Annotated in this window: 15 protein-coding genes; 11 read left to right on the top strand and 4 right to left on the bottom strand. The window is 48.2% G+C overall.

All coding sequences use genetic code 11. From position 1 onward, the window contains the following. Nucleotides 1–55: 55 nt before the first annotated feature. Nucleotides 56–1,774, bottom strand: coding sequence for a DUF885 domain-containing protein (locus OCV62_RS09080; RefSeq protein WP_262586183.1), 1,719 nt, complete (start codon nt 1,772–1,774; stop codon nt 56–58). Nucleotides 1,775–2,062: 288 nt separating this feature from the next. On the opposite strand from OCV62_RS09080, the gene OCV62_RS09075 reads away from it, so the two are divergent. The 4 genes from OCV62_RS09075 to OCV62_RS09060 all read left to right on the top strand — a co-directional run bounded on the left by OCV62_RS09075 (nt 2,063) and on the right by OCV62_RS09060 (nt 7,455). Next, nucleotides 2,063–2,902 carry a transketolase gene (locus OCV62_RS09075; RefSeq protein WP_021916149.1) on the top strand — a complete coding sequence of 280 codons (840 nt, stop codon included), beginning with the start codon at nt 2,063–2,065 and terminating at the stop codon, nt 2,900–2,902. Beyond that, nucleotides 2,890–3,834 (top strand): transketolase family protein, encoded by a 945-nt coding sequence (locus tag OCV62_RS09070; protein ID WP_118763325.1) that lies wholly within the window; start codon nt 2,890–2,892, stop codon nt 3,832–3,834. The genes OCV62_RS09075 and OCV62_RS09070 overlap by 13 nt, the downstream gene beginning before the upstream one ends. A gap of 12 nt (nt 3,835–3,846) precedes the next feature. After that, entirely contained in the window at nt 3,847–4,506 is a 660-nt protein-coding gene (rpe, locus tag OCV62_RS09065) for a ribulose-phosphate 3-epimerase (RefSeq protein WP_262586179.1), read from the top strand. Nucleotides 4,507–4,716: 210 nt separating this feature from the next. Next, nucleotides 4,717–7,455, top strand: coding sequence for a transglutaminase domain-containing protein (locus tag OCV62_RS09060; protein WP_262586177.1), 2,739 nt, complete (start codon nt 4,717–4,719; stop codon nt 7,453–7,455). Nucleotides 7,456–7,556: 101 nt separating this feature from the next. Here the strand turns inward: OCV62_RS09060 and OCV62_RS09055 are convergent, their stop codons facing one another. Continuing rightward, a complete protein-coding gene (locus tag OCV62_RS09055) occupies nt 7,557–9,581 on the bottom strand; it encodes an oleate hydratase (protein ID WP_262586175.1) in 2,025 nt (674 codons plus the stop codon). Between the two features lie 316 nt (nt 9,582–9,897). Here OCV62_RS09055 and OCV62_RS18165 point away from each other — a divergent pair, with 316 nt between their 5' ends. After that, nucleotides 9,898–11,418, top strand: coding sequence for an NAD(P)-dependent oxidoreductase (locus OCV62_RS18165; protein WP_317258845.1), 1,521 nt, complete (start codon nt 9,898–9,900; stop codon nt 11,416–11,418). Nucleotides 11,419–11,517: 99 nt separating this feature from the next. Beyond that, nucleotides 11,518–12,444 carry an AraC family transcriptional regulator gene (locus tag OCV62_RS09040; RefSeq protein ID WP_262586173.1) on the top strand — a complete coding sequence of 309 codons (927 nt, stop codon included), beginning with the start codon at nt 11,518–11,520 and terminating at the stop codon, nt 12,442–12,444. 107 nt (nt 12,445–12,551) lie between these two features. Here OCV62_RS09040 and OCV62_RS09035 read toward each other — a convergent pair whose 3' ends face one another. Both OCV62_RS09035 and OCV62_RS09030 read right to left on the bottom strand, forming a co-directional pair. Further along, nucleotides 12,552–13,496 (bottom strand): RsiV family protein, encoded by a 945-nt coding sequence (locus OCV62_RS09035; protein ID WP_262586171.1) that lies wholly within the window; start codon nt 13,494–13,496, stop codon nt 12,552–12,554. 110 nt (nt 13,497–13,606) lie between these two features. Then, entirely contained in the window at nt 13,607–14,086 is a 480-nt protein-coding gene (locus tag OCV62_RS09030) for an RNA polymerase sigma factor (protein ID WP_262586169.1), read from the bottom strand. A 250-nt stretch (nt 14,087–14,336) separates the two neighbouring features. Between OCV62_RS09030 and OCV62_RS09025 the strand changes: the two genes are divergently transcribed. From OCV62_RS09025 to OCV62_RS09005, 5 genes are all read left to right on the top strand, one after another. Further along, the gene (locus OCV62_RS09025) at nt 14,337–14,660 is read left to right on the top strand and encodes a helix-turn-helix domain-containing protein (RefSeq protein ID WP_118496951.1); all 324 of its coding nucleotides are present in this window, start codon (nt 14,337–14,339) and stop codon (nt 14,658–14,660) included. Nucleotides 14,661–14,934: 274 nt separating this feature from the next. Then, nucleotides 14,935–15,768: a PD-(D/E)XK nuclease family transposase gene (locus OCV62_RS09020; RefSeq protein WP_262586167.1), complete on the top strand. Its 834-nt coding sequence runs from the start codon at nt 14,935–14,937 to the stop codon at nt 15,766–15,768. A gap of 472 nt (nt 15,769–16,240) precedes the next feature. Next, nucleotides 16,241–17,890 (top strand): ABC transporter ATP-binding protein, encoded by a 1,650-nt coding sequence (locus tag OCV62_RS09015; protein WP_021916160.1) that lies wholly within the window; start codon nt 16,241–16,243, stop codon nt 17,888–17,890. 19 nt (nt 17,891–17,909) lie between these two features. Continuing rightward, nucleotides 17,910–19,439: an ABC transporter transmembrane domain-containing protein gene (locus tag OCV62_RS09010; RefSeq protein ID WP_262586164.1), complete on the top strand. Its 1,530-nt coding sequence runs from the start codon at nt 17,910–17,912 to the stop codon at nt 19,437–19,439. A gap of 45 nt (nt 19,440–19,484) precedes the next feature. Beyond that, complete coding sequence (locus OCV62_RS09005; protein WP_262586145.1) at nt 19,485–19,727, top strand: hypothetical protein; 243 nt, start codon at nt 19,485–19,487, stop codon at nt 19,725–19,727. The last annotated feature ends 379 nt before the right edge of the window (nt 19,728–20,106 follow it).

Here is a 20,106-nt window from a genome sequence, read left to right as displayed (position 1 = left end):
AAATGCATGCTCTGTGAGCGATCTATGGGCATGAACCAAACGGGCTGGCGCGTGGTCAGCCCGTTTTTGCTGCAGTCTGTTTCAGCCGTTTTGTAAGGTTTTCGAAATCAGACGGACCAGCCTCCAGGACAAAGCGATGGAAGCGCAGCAGGGAAAAGCTGTCGCTCCACTGAAGTTCGGCTCTTTTTTTGAGAGCATTCATTTCGAGATAACCAACGTAATACTTCAAATAGACCGCAGGGGCAGTGCGCAGATAATCGTAAACACGTTCCGACTGCTCTTCCGAAAGACCGAAGGATTCGAGGGAGCGCAGAAGCTCTGACTCTTCCGCGCCGTAATAGTGCAGAGAAAGGTCGAGTAAGCAAAACAGGTTGATTTGCAGATCGCGCTGCTGTGCCAGAAGCGTACAGAGCAGCGCAGCGGGATAGGAGCTGCCCAAGCTGCCTTCCGCTTCCGCAAGGACCTGTGCGGCATATTCATAGGAAATCCGTTCGGTATAGTACGCCCAGCCCTCCACATATCCGCCGTAGGAGAACAGCTTGCGAATTGGCAGCGTCTGCGTGTCGCAGACAAGGGAGGAATAGACGGTCTGGTAGAGATGCCCCGGATAACCCTCGTGAGCGAGTGTGGTGTAAAGCTCAATTCCGTCTGCGGTCGAGGAACGGTTGATGCGGATCGTATTCTGCATCAGAGCATCGATAGGCGGGATCATATAAAAGGCGGGACTGGAATATGCCTCGAGCCCGGCGTCCACATCCTGAATGTCGCATTGAACCGTCTGGGCGGTTAGATCGGCCAGAGCCGGAAAGTCCTGCTGCATCCGGTTTTGCAGATCTTCCAGAATGGCGGTTGGATCAGAAAGTGGAAATCCATCGTTAACCGGGGCAAGGTCAGGCGTACCGCCGGTCAGCTCCTGATAAGTGGTCAGCGTCTGCTTCATCTCTTTGTAGGTTTTCTGAAACTGTTTTTGAAGGAGCAAATAGAGCTGATCCATGGAAAGGGAGGAACCGGTGGATTCCTTGACGAGCCAGGCATAATATTGCCGCCCGTCGGGCTTCTGGGAAAGTCCTCCCCTCGTGCGTCCGGTGTCGGAAAGCTGTTCCAGCCCGTCTGCGAGGGACTGCCAGGCGGGCAGGACGGATTTTGACAAAAGCGACTGGTTTTGTGCTTCGTATTGTGACTGCTGCTTGGCGGTCAGAAGTCCTTTTTGTAAAAGAGATGCAAGTCTGGAAGAAAACGTCGTCTGTAAAAAGTGCGTGCCGGAGGAAAGCGCCTCCTTTGTGAGGATTTCGCGGCACTGCTGTGCACTTTTTTTAGCGTCCTCTTTTTCCATAAAAAGCCCGGCTGCACTTTTTTCGGATTCATAAGAAAGCAGACCCTGCACGTAATCGGGAACGGACTGCAGGAGGGAAAGATAGGTTTCCACGTCGTCAGCGGTATAAAACGGATATTCTGCAAATAATAAAAGCAGCTCGCTCTGCATGCCGGAGGTCGGGGAAAGGGGTTCCTCATAATAGGAAAAATCGGATTCTTCGAGGTCGAGAGCCAGCCTGTCGCAGAGCAGATCGTAGGTATAGCGTTCCTCCTCATTTAATTTTTTCGAATCGAGAAAGGAGAGCACGGATAAAAATTTCTGCCGGGAGGCGGCAGAAGCCTCGGAAGCTTCCTTAGAATAAACCGGAAGCGCAGCGTCTTTTAGATGAATCCCTTGCAGATTCGGATACGCCATGACAAAGTGCAGGCTGAGGGCATCGTGTTCAAGGCTGGACTGCACATATGCACTTGTTATTTTATGGAAAAGAGCCCGGTCAAAGCAGTGGGAACACAGCAAAATTGCGGGCAGAAAAATACACAGAAAAAGCGTGCATAGAAACAGAGGAGTCCGTTTGCGGAAAATATTTTTCAAAAAGCGCCACCAGATTTTTTCATATTTATATGTGGTTTTGGGAAAAGATATGAGAAAACCCCCTGTAAATGGGTTGACTGTCTATAGTAAAATGTGATACAAAGTAAAGTAAGTGGTTAATTTTTGGGCCGTTTTCGCGGCGGAATGAGAGGAATTATGGATAATTTGGAACTTGCCAAAGTGGCGAATGAAGTCCGCAAGGGCGTTTTGACTGCTGTACATGGCGCAAAATCCGGTCATCCGGGAGGATCGCTTTCTGCAGCAGATATCTTTACCTACCTGTATTTTGAAGAGATGAATATTGATCCGGCAGATCCGAAGAAGGAAGACCGGGATCGTTTTGTTCTTTCCAAGGGACATACGGCACCCGGTCTGTATTCTGCCCTGGCACATAGAGGCTTTTTCCCGGTAGAGGATCTGGAGACACTGCGTCATCTCGGTTCTTATTTGCAGGGACATCCCTGTCTGGATAAGATCCCGGGCGTAGATATGTCCACAGGCTCCCTTGGACAGGGTGTTTCTGCCGCTGTCGGCATGGCACTGGGCGGAAAAATGACAGACGAAAAGTTCCGCGTATATTCGCTTCTGGGCGATGGCGAGATTCAGGAAGGTCAGGTTTGGGAAGCTGCGATGTTTGCTGGCTTCCATAAGCTGGATAATCTCGTGCTTATTGTAGATAACAACGGTCTGCAGATCGATGGAAAGATCGAGGACGTATGCTCCCCGTATCCGATCGACGAGAAGTTCCGCGCTTTCAATTTCCATGTAATTGACGTTGCAGACGGCAACGATATGGAACAGCTGCGTCAGGCGTTTGCAGAAGCGCGCAGCACAAAGGGCATGCCGACTGCAATTATTGCCCATACGGTAAAGGGCAAGGGTGTTTCCTTTATGGAAGATCAGGCTGGCTGGCATGGTAAGGCGCCCAACGATGAAGAGTATCAGATCGCAATGGCGGATCTGGAAAGGATCGGTGAAGCATTATGTCAGAAGTAAAGAAGATTGCGACCAGAGAAGCCTTCGGGGAAACTCTGGTAGAGTTGGGAAAGAAACATCCTGAGCTGGTAGTGCTGGACGCAGATCTGGCCGCAGCGACAAAGACCGCTGTATTTAAAAAGAGCTTTCCTGACCGTCATTTTGACTGCGGTATCGCAGAGGCAAATATGATGGGCGTGGCAGCAGGACTTTCCCTCGTTGGGAAAATTCCGGTGGCGAGCTCCTTTGCCATGTTTGCAACAGGCCGTGCTTACGAACAGATCCGTAACTCTATCGGCTATCCTCATTTGAACGTAAAAATCGGCGCAAGCCATGCCGGCATCACCGTCGGCGAGGATGGTGCGAGCCATCAGTGTAACGAAGATATCGCTCTGATGCGCTCCATTCCGGGTATGGTTGTCATGAACCCCTCCGATGCGGTTGAGGCGGCAGAGTGTGTCCGTGCTGCAATCGAATATGTTGGCCCTGTATATATGCGTTTCGGACGTTCTGCAGTGCCGGTAATCAATGACCGTCCCGGTTATCATTTCGAGATGGGAAAAGGTATCGTGCTGCGTGAGGGTACGGATGTGACGATCGTTGCAACCGGTATTTTGGTAAGCTCTGCGCTGGAAGCGGCTGAAAAGCTGGCAGCAGAGGGCATCAGCGCAGAGGTTATCAATATTCATACGATCAAGCCTCTGGACAAAGAGCTGATCATCAACAGCGCAAAGAAGACCGGAAAAGTCGTGACGGCGGAAGAGCATTCCGTGATCGGCGGCCTTGGTTCTGCCGTTTGCGAGGCATTGTCTGAAGAGTGCCCGACAAAGGTATGCAGAATCGGCATTCAGGATGTATTCGGCGAGTCCGGTTCTGCGGGCGAGCTTCTTGTAAAATATGGTCTTGACGGGAACGGTGTATACAATACCGTAAAGAATTTTGTGACCCGTTAAGTGGAGGAAAGTATGGAAAAAATTCTGGCTCCGTCAATTCTGGCAGCCGATATTATGCGGCTTGGGGAGCAGATTGAAGCGGTAAAAAATGCTGGCGCGAAATATCTTCATATCGATGTGATGGACGGTATGTTCGTTCCGGCGCTGTCCTATGGCATGTGTGTTGTGGAGTCGATCCGCAAGTCCTGCGATATGGTTCTGGACGTGCACCTGATGATCGTAGAACCGGGACGGCATGTGGAAGCGTTTGCAAAAGCAGGCGCAGATATTATTACGATCCATCTGGAAGCCTGTGCAGACGCGCATGAGGTTATCCGACAGATTCACAGCTGCGGCTGTAAGGCTGGTATCAGCATCAAGCCCGGTACGCCGGTAGAGGTGCTGGAGGAATATCTGGATGAAGTCGAGCTGATTCTGATTATGAGTGTCGAGCCTGGCTTTGGCGGTCAGAAATATATTCCGGAGTCAACGGAACGCATCCGCCAGACCGCAGAGCTGATCCGGAAAAGCGGTCGTGAGATTGAGCTGGAGGTAGACGGCGGCGTTGGTGCAGGAAATGTCGAGCTGGTGCTGGAGGCCGGCGCGAATGTGATTGTGGCAGGCTCCGCTGTTTTTAAGGATCCGGCAAAAAATGCAGCAGAAATGATGTCGATCCTCAAAAAGTGGGATTGAATACGTTACACAGAAGCGCTCCGCAGGAAAACCTGTGGGGCGTTTTTTAGGGCTTAAAGGACACCATACGGCGGTCATCCGATCGTGCAGCGTGCATGGAAATCAGAGGAAAATTGAAAAATAAAATTTTTCAATCGCGAGATTTGTGTCTGCGTGCACTTGACACAAACTCGGTATGCGCAAAAAGCGTGCGCGGAAATCAGAGGAAACATGGAATTTTCAGAACAATTAAAAATATATGCGGAAACACACTTTGAAAACAGAAAAAAATATTTTGCGCCGATTTTATCCGAAATCGAGGCAGGCTTGTCTTTGTGCAGCGAGGAAGAGGCCCTGCTGATAAAATTTTTTTACGGGACAATGCCGCTGCGGGATGCCGGGGAATATCCGTTTGAAATATTTCTGAGTTATGTGCGCCATGCCCTCTGGCTGCGGAAAACGATAGACTGGTGCAAGAAGCTGCCGGAGGATCTGTTTGTCCACGACGTACTGTATTATCGGATCAACTCGGAGGACATCAGCGATTGCCGCAGTTTTTTTTACGAGCAGTTAAAAGACCGAATTGTAGGACTGGACGAATATCAGGCAGCGGTAGAGATCAACTACTGGTGCGTAGAGCATGCAACGTATGAAATGGCAGATGACCGAACGGCGGGGCCGATGACGATGTACCGGAGCGGAAAAGGACGCTGCGGAGAAGAATCCACCTTTACGGTGACGGCATTGCGCAGTGTCGGGCTTGCAGCACGTCAGGTATACACGCCGCGTTGGGCGCACTGCGACGATAACCATGCCTGGGTCGAGGTTTGGGTAAATGGAGAATGGCACTTTCTGGGGGCCTGCGAGCCGGAAGAAAAACTGGATCGCGGCTGGTTTACAGGACCTGCCGGACAGGCGCTTTTGATTCACAGCCGCACATTCGGCGATTATGCGGCGGGAAAGCGGGAAGAGGTAATCGGCAGGGACGGCGCGGTTGTCTGCCACAATGTCACCGCTTCGTATACAAAGACACGCGAGCTCCGGATTCAGGTGCGAAAACAGGACAACACCCCGGCAGCGCACGCACAAGTTTCGGTGGAAATTCTGAACATGGCGGAATATTTCCCGGCAGCAGTGCTGGAAACCGACGAACAGGGCGAGACTTCGATCAGGCTTGGGCTGGGCGACATCCGGCTGCAGGCGCGGTCAGAAGGGAAGTTTGTAGAGCGTTATTGTAATCTGGCAGAGGACGGCGCCGGGGCGGCAGATGCGGATTGCGCTGTTACGCTTGTGCTGAAGGATTCGGAAGCGGGAATGAAAGATGCGCTTTCTGGCGTCTCTGCCTGCGAATGGCATTTGGCGAAGCTCTGCGCTCCGAAAGAAGTCGTTGTCCGGGAAAGTGTATTGAGTGAGGAAGAAGTGTCGCGCGGCACGCGGAGACTGGCAGATGCAGTGAAGCTGCGGGAAGAACGCTTCGATCAGCTGACCCGGCACGCGATTGCAGTGCATCCGGAGGAGGAAGAGAGGATGCGCGTTGCGGGAGAGAATGCAGAGGAGCTGACAGCTTTTCTGGAAAAGGATGATAACCCGGATCGCAAAAAGCTGCTGGACAGTCTGACGAAAAAAGATAATAAAGATCTGCGGGCAGAAGTGCTGGAAGACCACTTGTCAGCAAAGCGCGGCAGCTGGTCGGAAGATATACATGTACAGGATCTGCTGTGTCCCAGAATCTGGCTGGAAGAAATCGGCGCTTACAGAAGTTACATTTGCAGTGTGCTGACTGCTCAGGAGCAGGAAGCATTTGCCTCCAATCCAGAGCTGATATGGAATTATGTAAACCAAAACATTACCGATATCCCGGAAGAAGAATATGATACCCTTTGCGCGTCGCCGATCGGCTGTCTGAAGCTGAAAATGGGCAGTGCAGTTTCCAGGACGATTTTGTTTATTGCGATTTGCAGAAGCCTGAATATCCCGGCGAGACTGGATAAAAGCCTGATGCTTTCGGAATACTGGGCGGACGGCGCATTCCGTGTACCGGTCAGCAGGGCGCAGGCCTCGAAAGGAACGCTTCTGCTGCGAAATATTTTGGGAAAAGAATGGATTTATGCGCAGCACTGGACGCTGGGGCGTCTGGAAAAGGATCATTTCGTGACAATGAATCATGCCGGACTGGTATTTGAAAAGGAAACGTTAGAGCTTTTACTTCCGGTGGGAATTTATCGCCTGATTGCAGTAAAACGGCTATTGAACGGGGATCAGGAGGCAGCAGAGCTTTTGTTTGCGATCGAAAAGGAGAAACAGACCGAGCTTTATATGCCGGATTTTGAAAAAGCAGATGGTGTGATGCCGTGGGAAAAAGCCAGTGTGCCGGATGAGAGCCAGAGCTGCCGGAAGCTGCAAAACAAAAACAACAGTCTCCGGGAGGAAATACAAAGCTGCCTGCTTCGGGACATCCTCTTACAGAGAGCAGATGGAACGCGTTGCAGTCTGGAAAAGCTGGTAAGCGGAAAACGCAGTATTCTGGCATTTCTGGAAATTGGGGCAGAGCCGACAGAGCATGTGCTGAATGAGGTTCTGGCACTGGAAAAGAGCGCAAAAGGAAATTCCAAAGGAATTGGCTGTCAGCTGCTTTTCGTTCTGCGGCAGGAAAAAGACCTGCAGCATAAAACGCTGCAGGAAGTGCTGGCGCTGGATGCGGGATCTGAGATAGAAATTTTATACGATATATCTGGCGGTGCTTCGGATGCTAATGCCGCACTGCACACCGCGACTGGTGACACAGCGTCCGGTACCCTCTGTGGCTGGCAGGAAACTGCGAAGAGAATGAGGCTTGCCGAAAAGCTCCCGGTTCTGGCAGCTGTCAGACCGGATGGCACTGGCATTTACGGAAGCTGCGGATACCACGTCGGAAGTGTAGAACTGATGGTGCGGATTCTGAAGGAAGCAGTTCGGACAGAAGCAGATTGATAAAAAATAATAGAATGCACGCTCTGCGAGCATTCTATTGTCATGAATAAGGGGCAGCGTCCGGGAAAATCTCCAGGCGCTGCCCCCTTTTGGAAATGGAATTACATCATGCCTTCTTTGAGAATATTATGGTCGCGCAGAAGCTTTTCGATCACTGTACCGGAAATTGCTTTTAACAGAGGCTTCTTGAGCTTATTGAGCGGTCCGGGAAGTTCGATCTCCAGCGGAGATACGCCATCCATCAGCTTTACGGAGCTATCGAGAAGTTCACGGATATCATAAACGCTGCCCCATACCTCCGGAACACCACGGTCTACGCCAAGCAGTCCGTAAACGGCTTCCATAGCAGTACGAACAGAATATTCTGTCGTGAAGATAGTGTCTCTGGGGGTTTCCGCAAACTGACCCAGGAATGCGAAGTTTACGCAGCCGTCCGGGATAACGTCAGGGCGGTCACCCTTTGCTCTGGGCATGAAGAATGCGGTAATATAAGGCATCATGGTAGGAACGCAGACTGCACTGTGCTCTGCCAGCTCCGAAATTTCGTCTACCGGAACGCCGAGATGATACAGCCATTCTTCTGTAATTTCCTTACCGGTGCATTCTTTCATGGGCTTCTTGATATAATCGCCGGGAACGTCGGTGAACAGGCTGTATACCCATACACAAACCTGCTTCTTATCCTGTTCTTTGAACTGACCCTGACGGTTGATGGTCCAGCTTAACAGCCAGCTGGAATCCTGACAGCTTACGATACCGCCGGTAACGACTTTGCCGCTTCTGGGATCTCTCTGGCAGATTTTCTCAATATAAGGAATGATTTTGTCATCCAGAGTGGTAACAGTTGCAGATTCCCAGTTGGTCTTTTTAATATCAGAGCAGAACTTCTCGGGATGACCAAAGGAAGGATCCTGACGGGCGATATTTTTCCACAGATCCCATACGCCGCTGTTGCGAACTTCTGCATCGCCCACCGGAGCGTGATTCTGATCTCCGTAGATCGTTCCCTCTGTGCAGCTGCCGTTTGTTACGAATACCAGATCGTTTTCGGTTAAGGCAATCTTCTGCTCTTTCCCCTTTACCTTGCATTCGATGGTCTTTGCAACCTTTTTGCCGTCATGGAAATCAAAGATAACGTTGGTAACCTCGGTATTGAACTGGAACTGTACGCCTGCGTCCTCCAGGTATTTCTTCATCGGAAGGATCAGGGATTCATACTGATTGTATTTGGTGAATTTCAGTGCGCTGAAATCCGGGAGTCCGCCGATATGGTGGATGAAACGCTGGAAGTACAGCTTCATTTCCAGTGCGCTGTGCCAGTTCTCGAAAGCAAACATGGTGCGCCAGTATAACCAGAAGGTGGAGTTGAATACCTCATCATCGAATACGTCTTCGATGGTCTTGTCGTACAGGTCTTCATCTTTTGTCAGGAACAGCTTCATGATTTCCATGCAGCCCTTCTGGCTTAAATTGAACTTGCCGTCCGTGTGTGCGTCTTCACCGCGGTTTACGGTTGCACGGCACAGGGAGTAGTTGGGATCGTGCTTATTTAACCAGTAATACTCGTCCAGTACGGATGCACCGGGCTTTTCCAGGGAAGGAATGCTGTGGAACAGATCCCACAGGCACTCGAAATGATTTTCCATCTCACGTCCACCGCGCATTACATAGCCTCTGGAGGGATCAAAGATACCGTCACATGCGCCGCCTGCAACGTCCATTGCTTCCAAAATGTGGATGTGGGAGCCGGGCATCTGACCGTCTCTTACAAGGAAGCACGCTGCTGCGAGAGAAGCCAGTCCGCTACCCACCAGATAAGCATTTTTGTTGTCAACGCCTTCGGGTTTTTCGGGACGGGCGAATGCTTCGTAGTTACCGTTGGTGTAGTAAATGCCCTTGCTGTTTTTCTCATATTTGCCCCGCTCTGTGTTGCGGTAGCTCGGGTCAGGAGCAGGCATTTTGATGGTTTTTTCTGCGGTCTTTGCGACTGCTTCTTTAATCTCACCGGATAAGGTCTGACCTTCCTCTGCAAGATGGTCTGTATGTTTTTTTGCTGCAAATGCCGCTGCGCCGACGCCTGCTGCGAGGATAGCTGCCTTTGAAAGACCGGAATGTTTCTTTGCCATGATAAAATCCTCCATTTTCGATTTTCAATACAAATTTGTCAGTAAAAGGATGCCCGAATTTTCGGGAAACAATGAGAAATTTTTTCCTCTGTTTGTTTTGTAGCTGTATCATATCGCAGGAAATGGGGTTCCTCAATTCACAGAATTGAAAGAGTGTAGCAAAATTTCCCAGTTTTTGAAATGTGTCTAAGAAATAGGAGAAAACAGACGGACGGGTTGGCTTTCTATCCCGGACCTGGAGCTTTACATAAGATTGACACGGCGATAGATTTCATTAAAATAGAAAGAAAGAGACAAAAAACAGGGGCAGTAGAGTATGGAATATTTGGATATCGTAGATGAAAATGGAGTACCGACCGGGAAAATAGCAGAACGGACAGCTGCACATAAGCAGGGACTGCGGCACCGTACCTCTCATGTCTGGATCCTGCGGGAACGGGCAGGAAAAGTCGAGGTACTGCTGCAGAAAAGAAGTCAGAATAAAGATTCCTTTCCGGGCTGTTACGATATTTCCAGCGCCGGACATATTCCTGCAGGGGTAGATTTCATTCCGTCTGCGCTGCGGGAGTTAAAGGAAGAACTGGGCTGCAGTGTTTCGGAAAATGAGTTGATTTATTGCGGACAGCGCAGATTTTCCTATGACGGCGTTTTTCATGGAAAGGAATTTCATGACAGGCAGGTCAGCAACGTTTATGCGCTATGGCTGGATCGAAGGCCGGAGGATTTTGTCCTTCAGAAAGAAGAACTGGAGGAAGTGCGCTGGTTTGAATTTGAAAGCTGTCTGAGACTGGTTGAGAAGAACGAAATTTCGCATTGCATTTATTTGGAAGAGCTGCAGATGCTGCTTCCAGAGGTGCGGAAGCGGGAAAGACTCTGTATTCTGGTCACGCCGCCAGTGACGGAGGAAGAAAAGCAACAGCTTTTGCAGGCTGCGCCGGGACAGAAGTTTTTCTTTACGGAAAAGCCGGAGGTGACAGAAGAACAGCTGCGGCGCGCGGACATTATCCTTGGCAATTTGCAGAGTCCTTTGCAGTTAAAAAAGTGTGAAAACCTCAAATGGATTCAGTTGAATAATGCCGGGACGGAAGGCTATTGTGAACCGGGGCTTCTGCCGGAGGGTGCACAGCTTGCGAATGCGACGGGTGCTTATGGAATGGCGATTTCGGAGCATATGATCGGTTGTCTGTTTGCCTTGCGGAAAAAATTGCTGCTGTATTGGGACAACCAGAAAGCACATTGCTGGCATTCGGAAGGACATGTAAAAGTAATCGAAAGATCGAATGTACTGGTGATCGGCTGCGGTGATATCGGAATGACGTTCGGCAGAAAGATGAATGCACTTGGCTGTCGGGTGAGCGGAATCCGCAGAAGAGTTTCTAAAAAGAGCGACTGCCCGGAATGGATGGAGGGTATGTACGGCATGGACAGTCTGGAAGAACTGCTTCCAAAGGCGGATATCGTGGCGATGAGCCTGCCGGGCAATGCATCGACGTATCATGTGCTGAGCCGTGAACGGATTGCGTTGTTGTCGGACAATGCGGTTGTTTTAAACGTCGGACGCGGAACGGCGATCGATACGGATGCCCTTGCGGATGCGCTGTATGCAGGAAAAATCGCGGGGGCCGCGCTGGACGTCACAGATCCGGAGCCGCTTCCGGCAGACCATCGGCTCTGGAATGCGCCGAATCTCTTGATTACGCCGCATGTTTCCGGAGGTTTTTCCCTTCCGGAGACGCTGGAAAAGATCGTCGGACTGTTTGCAGATAATCTGGAACGGTATTTTGCAGGGCAGCCGATTGAAAATCTTGTGAATCTGCAGACGGGGTATCGGGAGTAAAGTGCCTGTAAAGCAACTGTGGATTGCTGGCAGTTATGTACCGCAGGCGTGTAGAGTCCCAGTGAATTGTGTGGGATTTTAGCGCAAAGCGCCTGCAAAATGGAGATCAGTATGGAAAAAGCATATAAACTGGAATTTGGGGGACAGCCCGGCGGAGAGCTTTTCATGACTTGCTGCGGGTGCTCCCGGACAGAACCCCTGCACTGCTTCGGACCGGCGATGAAGCCGCATTATCTGATTCATTATGTATTAAACGGCAGGGGGATTTTCAAAATGGAGGGCGAGGAATATCCGCTGGAAGCAGGCTGCGGATTTTTGATCGAGCCGGGGCAGATGAGCTTTTATCAGGCGGATGAAAAAGATCCGTGGATGTACATCTGGGTCGGCTTTGCGGGTGAGCGCGCGGAAGAATATGTCAAAAGCATGGGGATATCCCCGCGGCACCCGGTGTTTCATTCGGAGCAGTCGGATGAGCTTTACAGCATTGTCCGGGACATGATGGATCATAATACGGTCGGCGTTGCAAACGAGCTGCGCCGAAACGGTCTGCTGCATATTTTTCTGTCGGTTGTGGCGCAGAGTATGCCGGAGGAAAGGCGGGAGGAAACGGATCGGGCGAACCAGTATGTCCGCCGGGCAGTGGAATTTATTCAGCGTAACTACTGCAACCCGATCCGGGTGACGGACGTGGCGGATTATGTCTGCGTCAACCGCAGTTATTTATATACTCTGTTTCAGAAATCTCTCGGTATGTCCCCGCAGCAGTTTCTGGCAGCGTACCGGCTGACAAAGGCTGCGGAAATGCTGATGGTGCCGCATCTGCCGGTGGAAAGCATCGCATTGTCCTGCGGATATCAGGATCCGCTTGTGTTCAGCAAGGCGTTTCGGCAGATGAAGGGGGTTTCCCCGACGATGTATCGGAAGCAGATTCAGCAGGATGAAAACCGCGTCAACCGGGAGCACTTAAAACAGGTAGAGGAGTTTATCTCCAGAGTCGGCAGGCTCGAGCTGGGCGGGGAGCCGTGACAGCAGCGCTGCGCGGGTGTGTCGGGCATGATAAAACGTAGGATGTTGCGGATACGCAGACAGATCGCGCAGCACCGTGACACGCGGCACGGCATACCTCGTTGACTTTACTTCCGAATTCCGGCGAGCACCTCGTTAGGAATAACAAATTCCGGGCAGCCCATGGACATCGGTGCAACATCGCCTTCGTTGAAGCAAACCACAACCTCGTTGTTCTGATTCAAGTAGAAGGAAGTGTTGTCTGTGATAGAGGTAAAATCCCATTCCGGCATATCGGAATCGAGCCAGTAGATTTTATTTTCATCTGCCGCCATCTGTTCTTTCATCTGCTGTTTGATATTGTCGCTGATAGTGGTTAAATAATCGCTGCCCTCCTGGAAGAGATCTGCAAGCTGCAGGCGTTTTCCGGTGGAAAGGTCAATGGTGTAGTAGTAGTTCCATTCCGCACCGCTTCCGGCAGACTGGAAACAGATCAGTTTCAGGGTGAAATACTGATCGGTGGTCGCCAGAATTTCGGATTTGACGGTCATATTCTGGTAGCCTTCTTCGTTTTTCTTGCTTTCTTCGAATTCTGCGATCAGGCGGTCTGTGATGGTCTGAATCTCTGTATTGATTTCCTCTGCTGTTTTCTTCGTCTGTTCGGAAACGGCGGAGGATTTTTGTGTATCCGTGTCAGTGTCCGGTGCGACAGTTACCTCCGGAACCTGAATGTCTGCGCTGTTTCGGTCATCTTCGTAGTGATAGTCCCGGAAGGTAACGACTTCAACAAGCCTGGAGAGCACAGGAACCTGACTCATTGCGTAGGCAACGGAAGCAGAGGTGTTCGGTAAGATGACCAGAGCGGCAGCGGCTGCAGCAGCGGCGATCCCGCAGCGGCGTGTGATGGAGCGTCTGTGGGAGACAGAGCTGTGGGCAGCATTGGAACCCTGCTGGCTGTTCTCCTGCTTTGCCTGAGAGATCTTTTGTTTCATCTGTAAAAGCTGTTCTTCGGACATGTGGATGTCCTGATATTCTTTTTTCAATTCCTGTAACTGTTTTTCACGGTTTTCCATAATAAAAATCCTTTCTGAGAGTGATGGCGGGGCTGAGCCACCGCTTGAATGGTGTTGAACTTGCTGCACGCTGATGGGTCTCAAATGTGGTCGGCAGCTGTGTCGGGCGGTCAGTCCAGCGACAACCGGAGTTTTTTGAGACTGCGATATAGTCTGCTTTTGATGGTATTTGTGTTTTCTTCCATGATGGCTGCAATGTCTTCCAGCTTCATATCTTCAAAATATTTCAGCTCTATGATCATGCGGTCGCGGGGCGGCAGCAGCTCCAGCGCATGTTTCAGATCGAGATTCTCGTAAGCGTCTTCGTAGTGTAGCTCGTCGTTTCCTTCTTCCAACGGCTCCGTTTTTTTCTGCTTACAGAAAGAAAAAATCTCGTTGAGCATGATTCGATACAGCCAGGTGGCTGCATAACGGACCTCTTTTAAGTCAGAGCTGCTTCGGATAGCTTTATATGCGCCGTTCTGGACGATATCTCCTGCGTCTGCTTCGTTGTGGACGTAGCTGTAAGCGAGCCGGTAATATTGATCGTAATTTTGCAAAAGCAGATCTTCTACCGCTTTTTCTTTTGTTTTTCTGGATAATGATATCACGAAGAAATTCGCCTCCTTCTTTTGTTGTTCTGAGGATTAGACGTTGTAGGCAGGAAAAAAGTTTCAGGGAGTTTTAAATTTACTCTACCATACCATTATTTTTAACAAATTTGGTTGAAAAATTTCCAAAAATAGAACTAAGGGTTCTTGAGTAGAACTAAGGGCTCGTGGAGCGGAACAGATAGGAAACCTATACTTTACCCATACTATCAGTACGAGACTATAACGATAAGGGGAAGGGAAAAAGTATATGCTTGGGGAGCAGATTAAACGGTGCAGGGAGAAGCGTGGATTTACACAGGAGCAGCTTGCGGAAAAAATCGGAGTCAGCATAGAGACGATTTCCAGTATTGAACGGGGCATCAAAATGCCCAGACTGCAGAATTTTGTGGCGATCGCAAATCAGCTTGGCGTTTCAGCAGATGAACTTCTGCAGGACGAACTGGATTTCGGCTTTATCGCGGAAGCGAACGCTCTTTCCAAAAAGCTGGAGGAGTTGTCGAGGGCAGATCGGAAGCGGATTTTAGAGACCATGAACTTTCTGATTGTACAGGCTGGCGGAAAGCCGGAATAAGAGTTTCGTTTTTCAATGGAAAAGAAAAACTGCATCGGACTGGAGAAACGACAGAAACAGGCGGGAGCTGACGGGTATCTGAATCGGACGGAATAGGATAGGAAGCGTCGGCTCCGCTTGGCCCTGAGAAAAGGAGAGGTGATGTGCTTTTATAATTATCAATAATGATAGTGTATTATATGGTAGTAATAAGGATTGATAAAGCAAGGGTTCTGTGGTAGGATAAAAGCAAAGAAAGGCTTTAGGCTATCCGCAGAATCGGAAAGGATAGCATATGAGTGAAACGGAAGATAAAAAAAGAGAAAAACGGCATCAGGAAGATCTTGAGCGTCTGCGCAGTTTCCGACCGATTGACGATACATTCATGCGGGGACTTTTCAAAGATAATCTCCCACTGGCAGAAATGGTTCTTCGGATTATTACCGGGAAAAAGGATCTGACACTGTTAAAGTGTGAGACACAGGCGGATTTAAAGCGGGTGACCGGAGCAAGGTCGATTTGTCTGGATGCGTATGCAGAGGACAGTACAGGGAAAAAATACGATATGGAGGTTCAACGGTCGGATAATGGAGCCGATCCGCATCGTGCGAGATACCATTCCAGTGTGATGGACGTGGAAAATCTCGATGAAAAACAGGATTACAGAGACTTGCCGGATACTTATGTGATCTTTATCACGGAAAAAGATTATTATAAGGCAGGGAAGCCAATGTATGTGATTCAGAATATGAACCTTACGCTGAACCAGCCGTTTGAGGATGGAACACATATTTTATATGTAAATGGCGAATACCGCGGCGATTCGGATTTGGGCAAGCTGATGCACGATTTTAATTGTACGGATGCGGAAGATATGTATTTTGATCTAATGGCGGAAAAGACGCGGTATCTGAAAGAGAATCCGAAAGGAGTGAATGAAATGTGCAAGGTTATGGAAGATTTGAGAAATGAGAGCTACGCGGAAGGACGCGAAGAAGGACGCGAAGAACAGGCAAAAATAACTGCTTTCAGAATGGGCAAAAAAGGGCGTTCGCCGGAAGAAATCGCGGAGTTGATTGGCTTTAACGTGGAAACAGTGAAAAAATGGCTGCAAACTACAGAAGAGTAAAAGAATAAAGGAATGCAGTCAAAATCGCAGAGCAACAGCGGATTGGAAATTAAGTATAGTTAATTTTGAAGCTGGGAAAAATGTATAGATACCGGTACACCGTGCAAAAAAGTCGCATGATGTATCGGTATTTTTTGTTTTGCAGGCGGAAAATTCCCTTCATAACAATAGAATGTTCGCGGAACTTTCCCCCTATTTTTACCAATTTCTACGAGCAGGCTGCTAATTTCGACGAGATTATTTGCAACCCCGAAAAGTATGGTACAATCGATATAAGATATATTTTATGACGAACTGTGCGTGTGGGGAGGCAGATAATTCGCGCAGGCAGTTGATTGGTGACAACAGTACGTTCGCGCAGAGCGAGTTATAGATTGGAAGGGTGAGTATCAAAGCATCGGGAGTTTGTATTGCATTCTATTGTTTGAAAAAGAGAAATCTATCAACGGGGTAATAACAGGGGTAAACTACAATGAAAAAGAAAATATTGAGTGACACATTATTGCAGATCTTTCGAACCAGGAAACGGTTTGTTTTTGGCATTTTAATTTCGCTGATTTTGGAGACAGTGATCTCTTTGGGGCTGCCAGGCATACTCAGCAAGATCATAGACGGTCTGGGGAAACAGACAATTACATGGCTTGTTGCATTTATTCTGTTCTTTTTGGCAGTTGTGGTCGTAAAAGGATTTGCAACAGTTTTAAATTCTTATTTAAGCGAAAAAATGGGCAGGAGCGTCTGCGATGAAATCCGGAAAGAGTTGTTGAAAAAATTATTCCAGTTTTCTGTCTCCCAGCATAAAATGTCGAAAACCGGAGACTTTTTTGAGAAGATCGAAGGCGACGTCAACGTTATGGTTGGATTCTTTTCCAATATGCTGATCGACATCATGAGCAGCTCATTTATGATAGTGGGAATCCTGGTTGTATTCCTGACAAAGTCGCTGATTCTCGGCGAAATTTTTTGTGTGATAGCGGTTCTGATATTTGTCATTTTTATCGGAACCCAGAAGAGCCTTTCTGCATTATGGAACGATGCGCGAGCGAGTGAAACAAAGCTGTTTGGAGAGTTTTCCGAAGATGTGTATGCTGCGGCAGATGTAAAAGGAATTGGCAAAGAAGATTATATCCATGAGCGGTTCCATAAGGATTTTGCAGAGTTTGAGCAAAAACAGGTAAAGGCGTCCTTCTGGGGGAATTTGCCGGCGACGGTGTTTTTCTCCCTGCTAAATGTTGCGGAAGGCATTGCACTGCTGATCGGAGTCCAGCTGTTAAATCGTGGCAGATTGTCAATTGGAGAACTGTATTTGCTGACGAGTTATGTCGGCTTATTGAACATGCCGTTTTTTCATTTAAAATATCAGTTTGCGCAGATGCCGATGTCGCTTGCTGCTCTAAAAAGAGTGAATTCCATATTTGAAATGGAATCCCAGGAGGATCAAAACGAAGAAGCTGCAGAATTTAGCGGCAATGAGATTGTGTTTTCGGACGTTTCTTTTGGCTACAATCAGTCGAGGGTTTTGTCAGATATATCGTTTACGATCGGCTCGAATGAAAATGTGCTGATCGAGGGAAGGACAGGCTGCGGAAAGAGCACTATTTTGCATCTGATTGCAGGACTGTATGTACCGGACTGCGGCAAAATTCTGATCGGTGGAAAAGAAATCCGGGAGTTTAACCGGAGAAAATATGTGGAAAATGTTTTCTATATTTCCCAGTTTTATCCGATTATCGAAGATACGCTGCTGAACAATCTGGTGCGGTTTTACGACAATTACGAGAAGCAGTCGGTTGAGCTGGCGCTGAAAATCACCCATATGGATCAGTGGATGGAAGAAACGAAAATCGGTCTGGAAGATACCATCAAACCGGAAGATTTTACGGTAAATGAGGCGCAGATTTTGGCATGGACGGCAGCATTAATTGCAAAGCCCCGTATTTTGCTGGTCGATGAATTCGACGCTTCCATAGACGATAAAATCCTCACGACGATTGATACGCTCCTTGAAAAGGAATTTACGGATTCTACGATTATCATGGTGTCCCATAAAAACAGGAGTGCCTTGAAATTCCACAAAAAGATACATATGGAAGAAAGTCGGATACAGGTAGAAACCTGTTGAGAATCGAGAGGGACAAATTATGAAAATGAAAAAGAGAGAACTATATCGGGCTTTCACGAAAGACATAAAGGCTTTTGGACTACTTGTGATAGCGGTCGAAACGATCACTTATACGTTCAGTTTTTTAATGAGCGGTATTGCAAAAAAAGACATTTTTAACGTGATTGAAGGAAAAGACGTCACACTTGGAATCTATTCCCTGAACATTTTAATCTTGATCAACGTGATGGTTCCACTGATCATCAATTGTGTAAAACAGGTCAATTCCGCTTTTGTGGAAAAATGGAAAACCAAGGCGAGATACAACGTAAAAAGTGTATTGTTAAACTATGTGTTGAGGGAATCGCTGAATCCGGCGCGGGAGACAGACGGCGCAGTTTTAAATTATTACCGGAATGAATGCGAGGACGTCGTAAATTTCTTTTTGGAATTTTATTATCAGGTTCCCAAAATCGTATTATCCGTTTCGATATTAATCGTGATGTTTTTTATCAACCCGATCTTTGCAGCTGTAAGCCTGTTCCCGACCGCTTTGACGGTTTTTCTGGTAAAAGTTCTTGGCAAGAAAATTTTCTTATACCGGACGAATTCCCGGAAAAACACAAAAGAAGTGACGAGTTTTCTGAATAACTTTTTTGAAAACACCGAGTATTTTTATATGATCGGAAACCGGGAACGGGTAATTTCCGCGTATGAGAGAAAATGTCAGGAGAGATCGAAAAGCGAGATTCGGGACAGAATTTTTGACAGCCTGCTGGGCAGTATTTCCGGCAATTCTTCGAATATGGCATTGGGCATTATTTTACTGATTGCATTGCCGTTTATGATGAACGGAATCTTTTCGGTTGGCGAATTTGTCATGTTTGGCTATTACTATGCGTTTCTGGCATATCTGCCGGATGCGATCGGAAATCTGGTAAAAAGAAAGAAGCAGACGAACGCATCGCTGGAACGCCTTGGATTTTTGCTTCAGGAGACAGATGGTGCAGGCTTTGTCAGGGAAAAAGACGGATATGATTTTTTAATCTGTGCAGGCGGTGGAAAGAAAACGTTCCATGCGGCGGAAAAAGAAATCGTGATTTTAAAAGGCGAAAAGAGCAGCGAAGCGCTGCGCACATTATTTTCCGTATGCGACAGAGAATTGAAGGATAAAAAATGCGTCTATGTACCGAGTGAGCCGGTTTTATTCGATGACTCTCTTTTGGAAAATATTTCTATGGGAGGGCGGATTGAGGATGTAAAAATGAATGGCATTCTGGAAAAAACAGCTCTGGTCGAGGATGTGAAAACCTTTGAGGATGGACTGCTCAAGCGGTGTGGAAAAAAGGGAGAGAACCTGTCCGGTGGGCAGAGAAAAAGAGTCGGGATCGCACGGGGACTTTATCAGGATGCGGATGTGCTGTTTCTGGATGGTGTGGCGGATCGGGTGGATTCTGCAACGGCAAGATTTCTGGTGGAGCATGTTTTGGAAGAATTTCAGGGACTGGTGGTAATGGTGTTTGAGGATGGCTTTTCACAGAAGCTGGACGGAATGGTTGTTGAGGTGTGAGCCTTAAATAAGTAAGCAGAGAATGTGCGGATGCCGGTATGATGCATGAGGCTTCATGCCGCCGTGATGGTCTGCACCGGAGATGCTTCTCTTATCACGATACTCACACTTTCTGAAGAGGAAGCACTTCATGCACAGAAAATCATCCGGGATGGAAGAGAGCTTCTTGTGATTTCGGAGATGGATCTGTATCAGAGGGAGAATGGGACAATTGCAGGTCTTCTTCGGACGAAAAAAACCACAATACCGGAAGTCAGGGTCTATCCTTCGCCAGATGAAGCACCATAGGGCTTGCAGGTTGGTAAATGCGGAGACGGTAGCGATCATTCGGTTTGAGTGAAAATAGTGAAGCAATAGCAATAAAAAGATTGATACCAATGGGGAGCCTGTCACATGATTGTGATAAGCTTCCCATTATTATGTTGTAGTTTGTCATTAACTGGTTTTCTTTCTTCTTCTATAAAGGTGCACATAAGGAACGAGAAGGACATTTGCATGTAAAATAGATCAAACGAGGAGAAAAGGAAATGGAATTTGTAACTACACAACAGGGAATTGATAAGAAATTTTGGCGCGTTTGTAGAAATTGAAGTCAGTGATAAAGTGAATTTTGGAATGTTGATAACGATATGGCTGTCTATTCTTGAAAATATTCAACGGCTGGGAG

Source organism: Gallintestinimicrobium propionicum, from assembly GCF_025567525.1.
Classification (GTDB): Bacteria; Bacillota; Clostridia; order Lachnospirales; family Lachnospiraceae; genus Gallintestinimicrobium; species Gallintestinimicrobium propionicum.
Note: the sequence above shows the minus strand (reverse complement) of the source record. Positions and strands in the feature narration are given on the sequence as shown.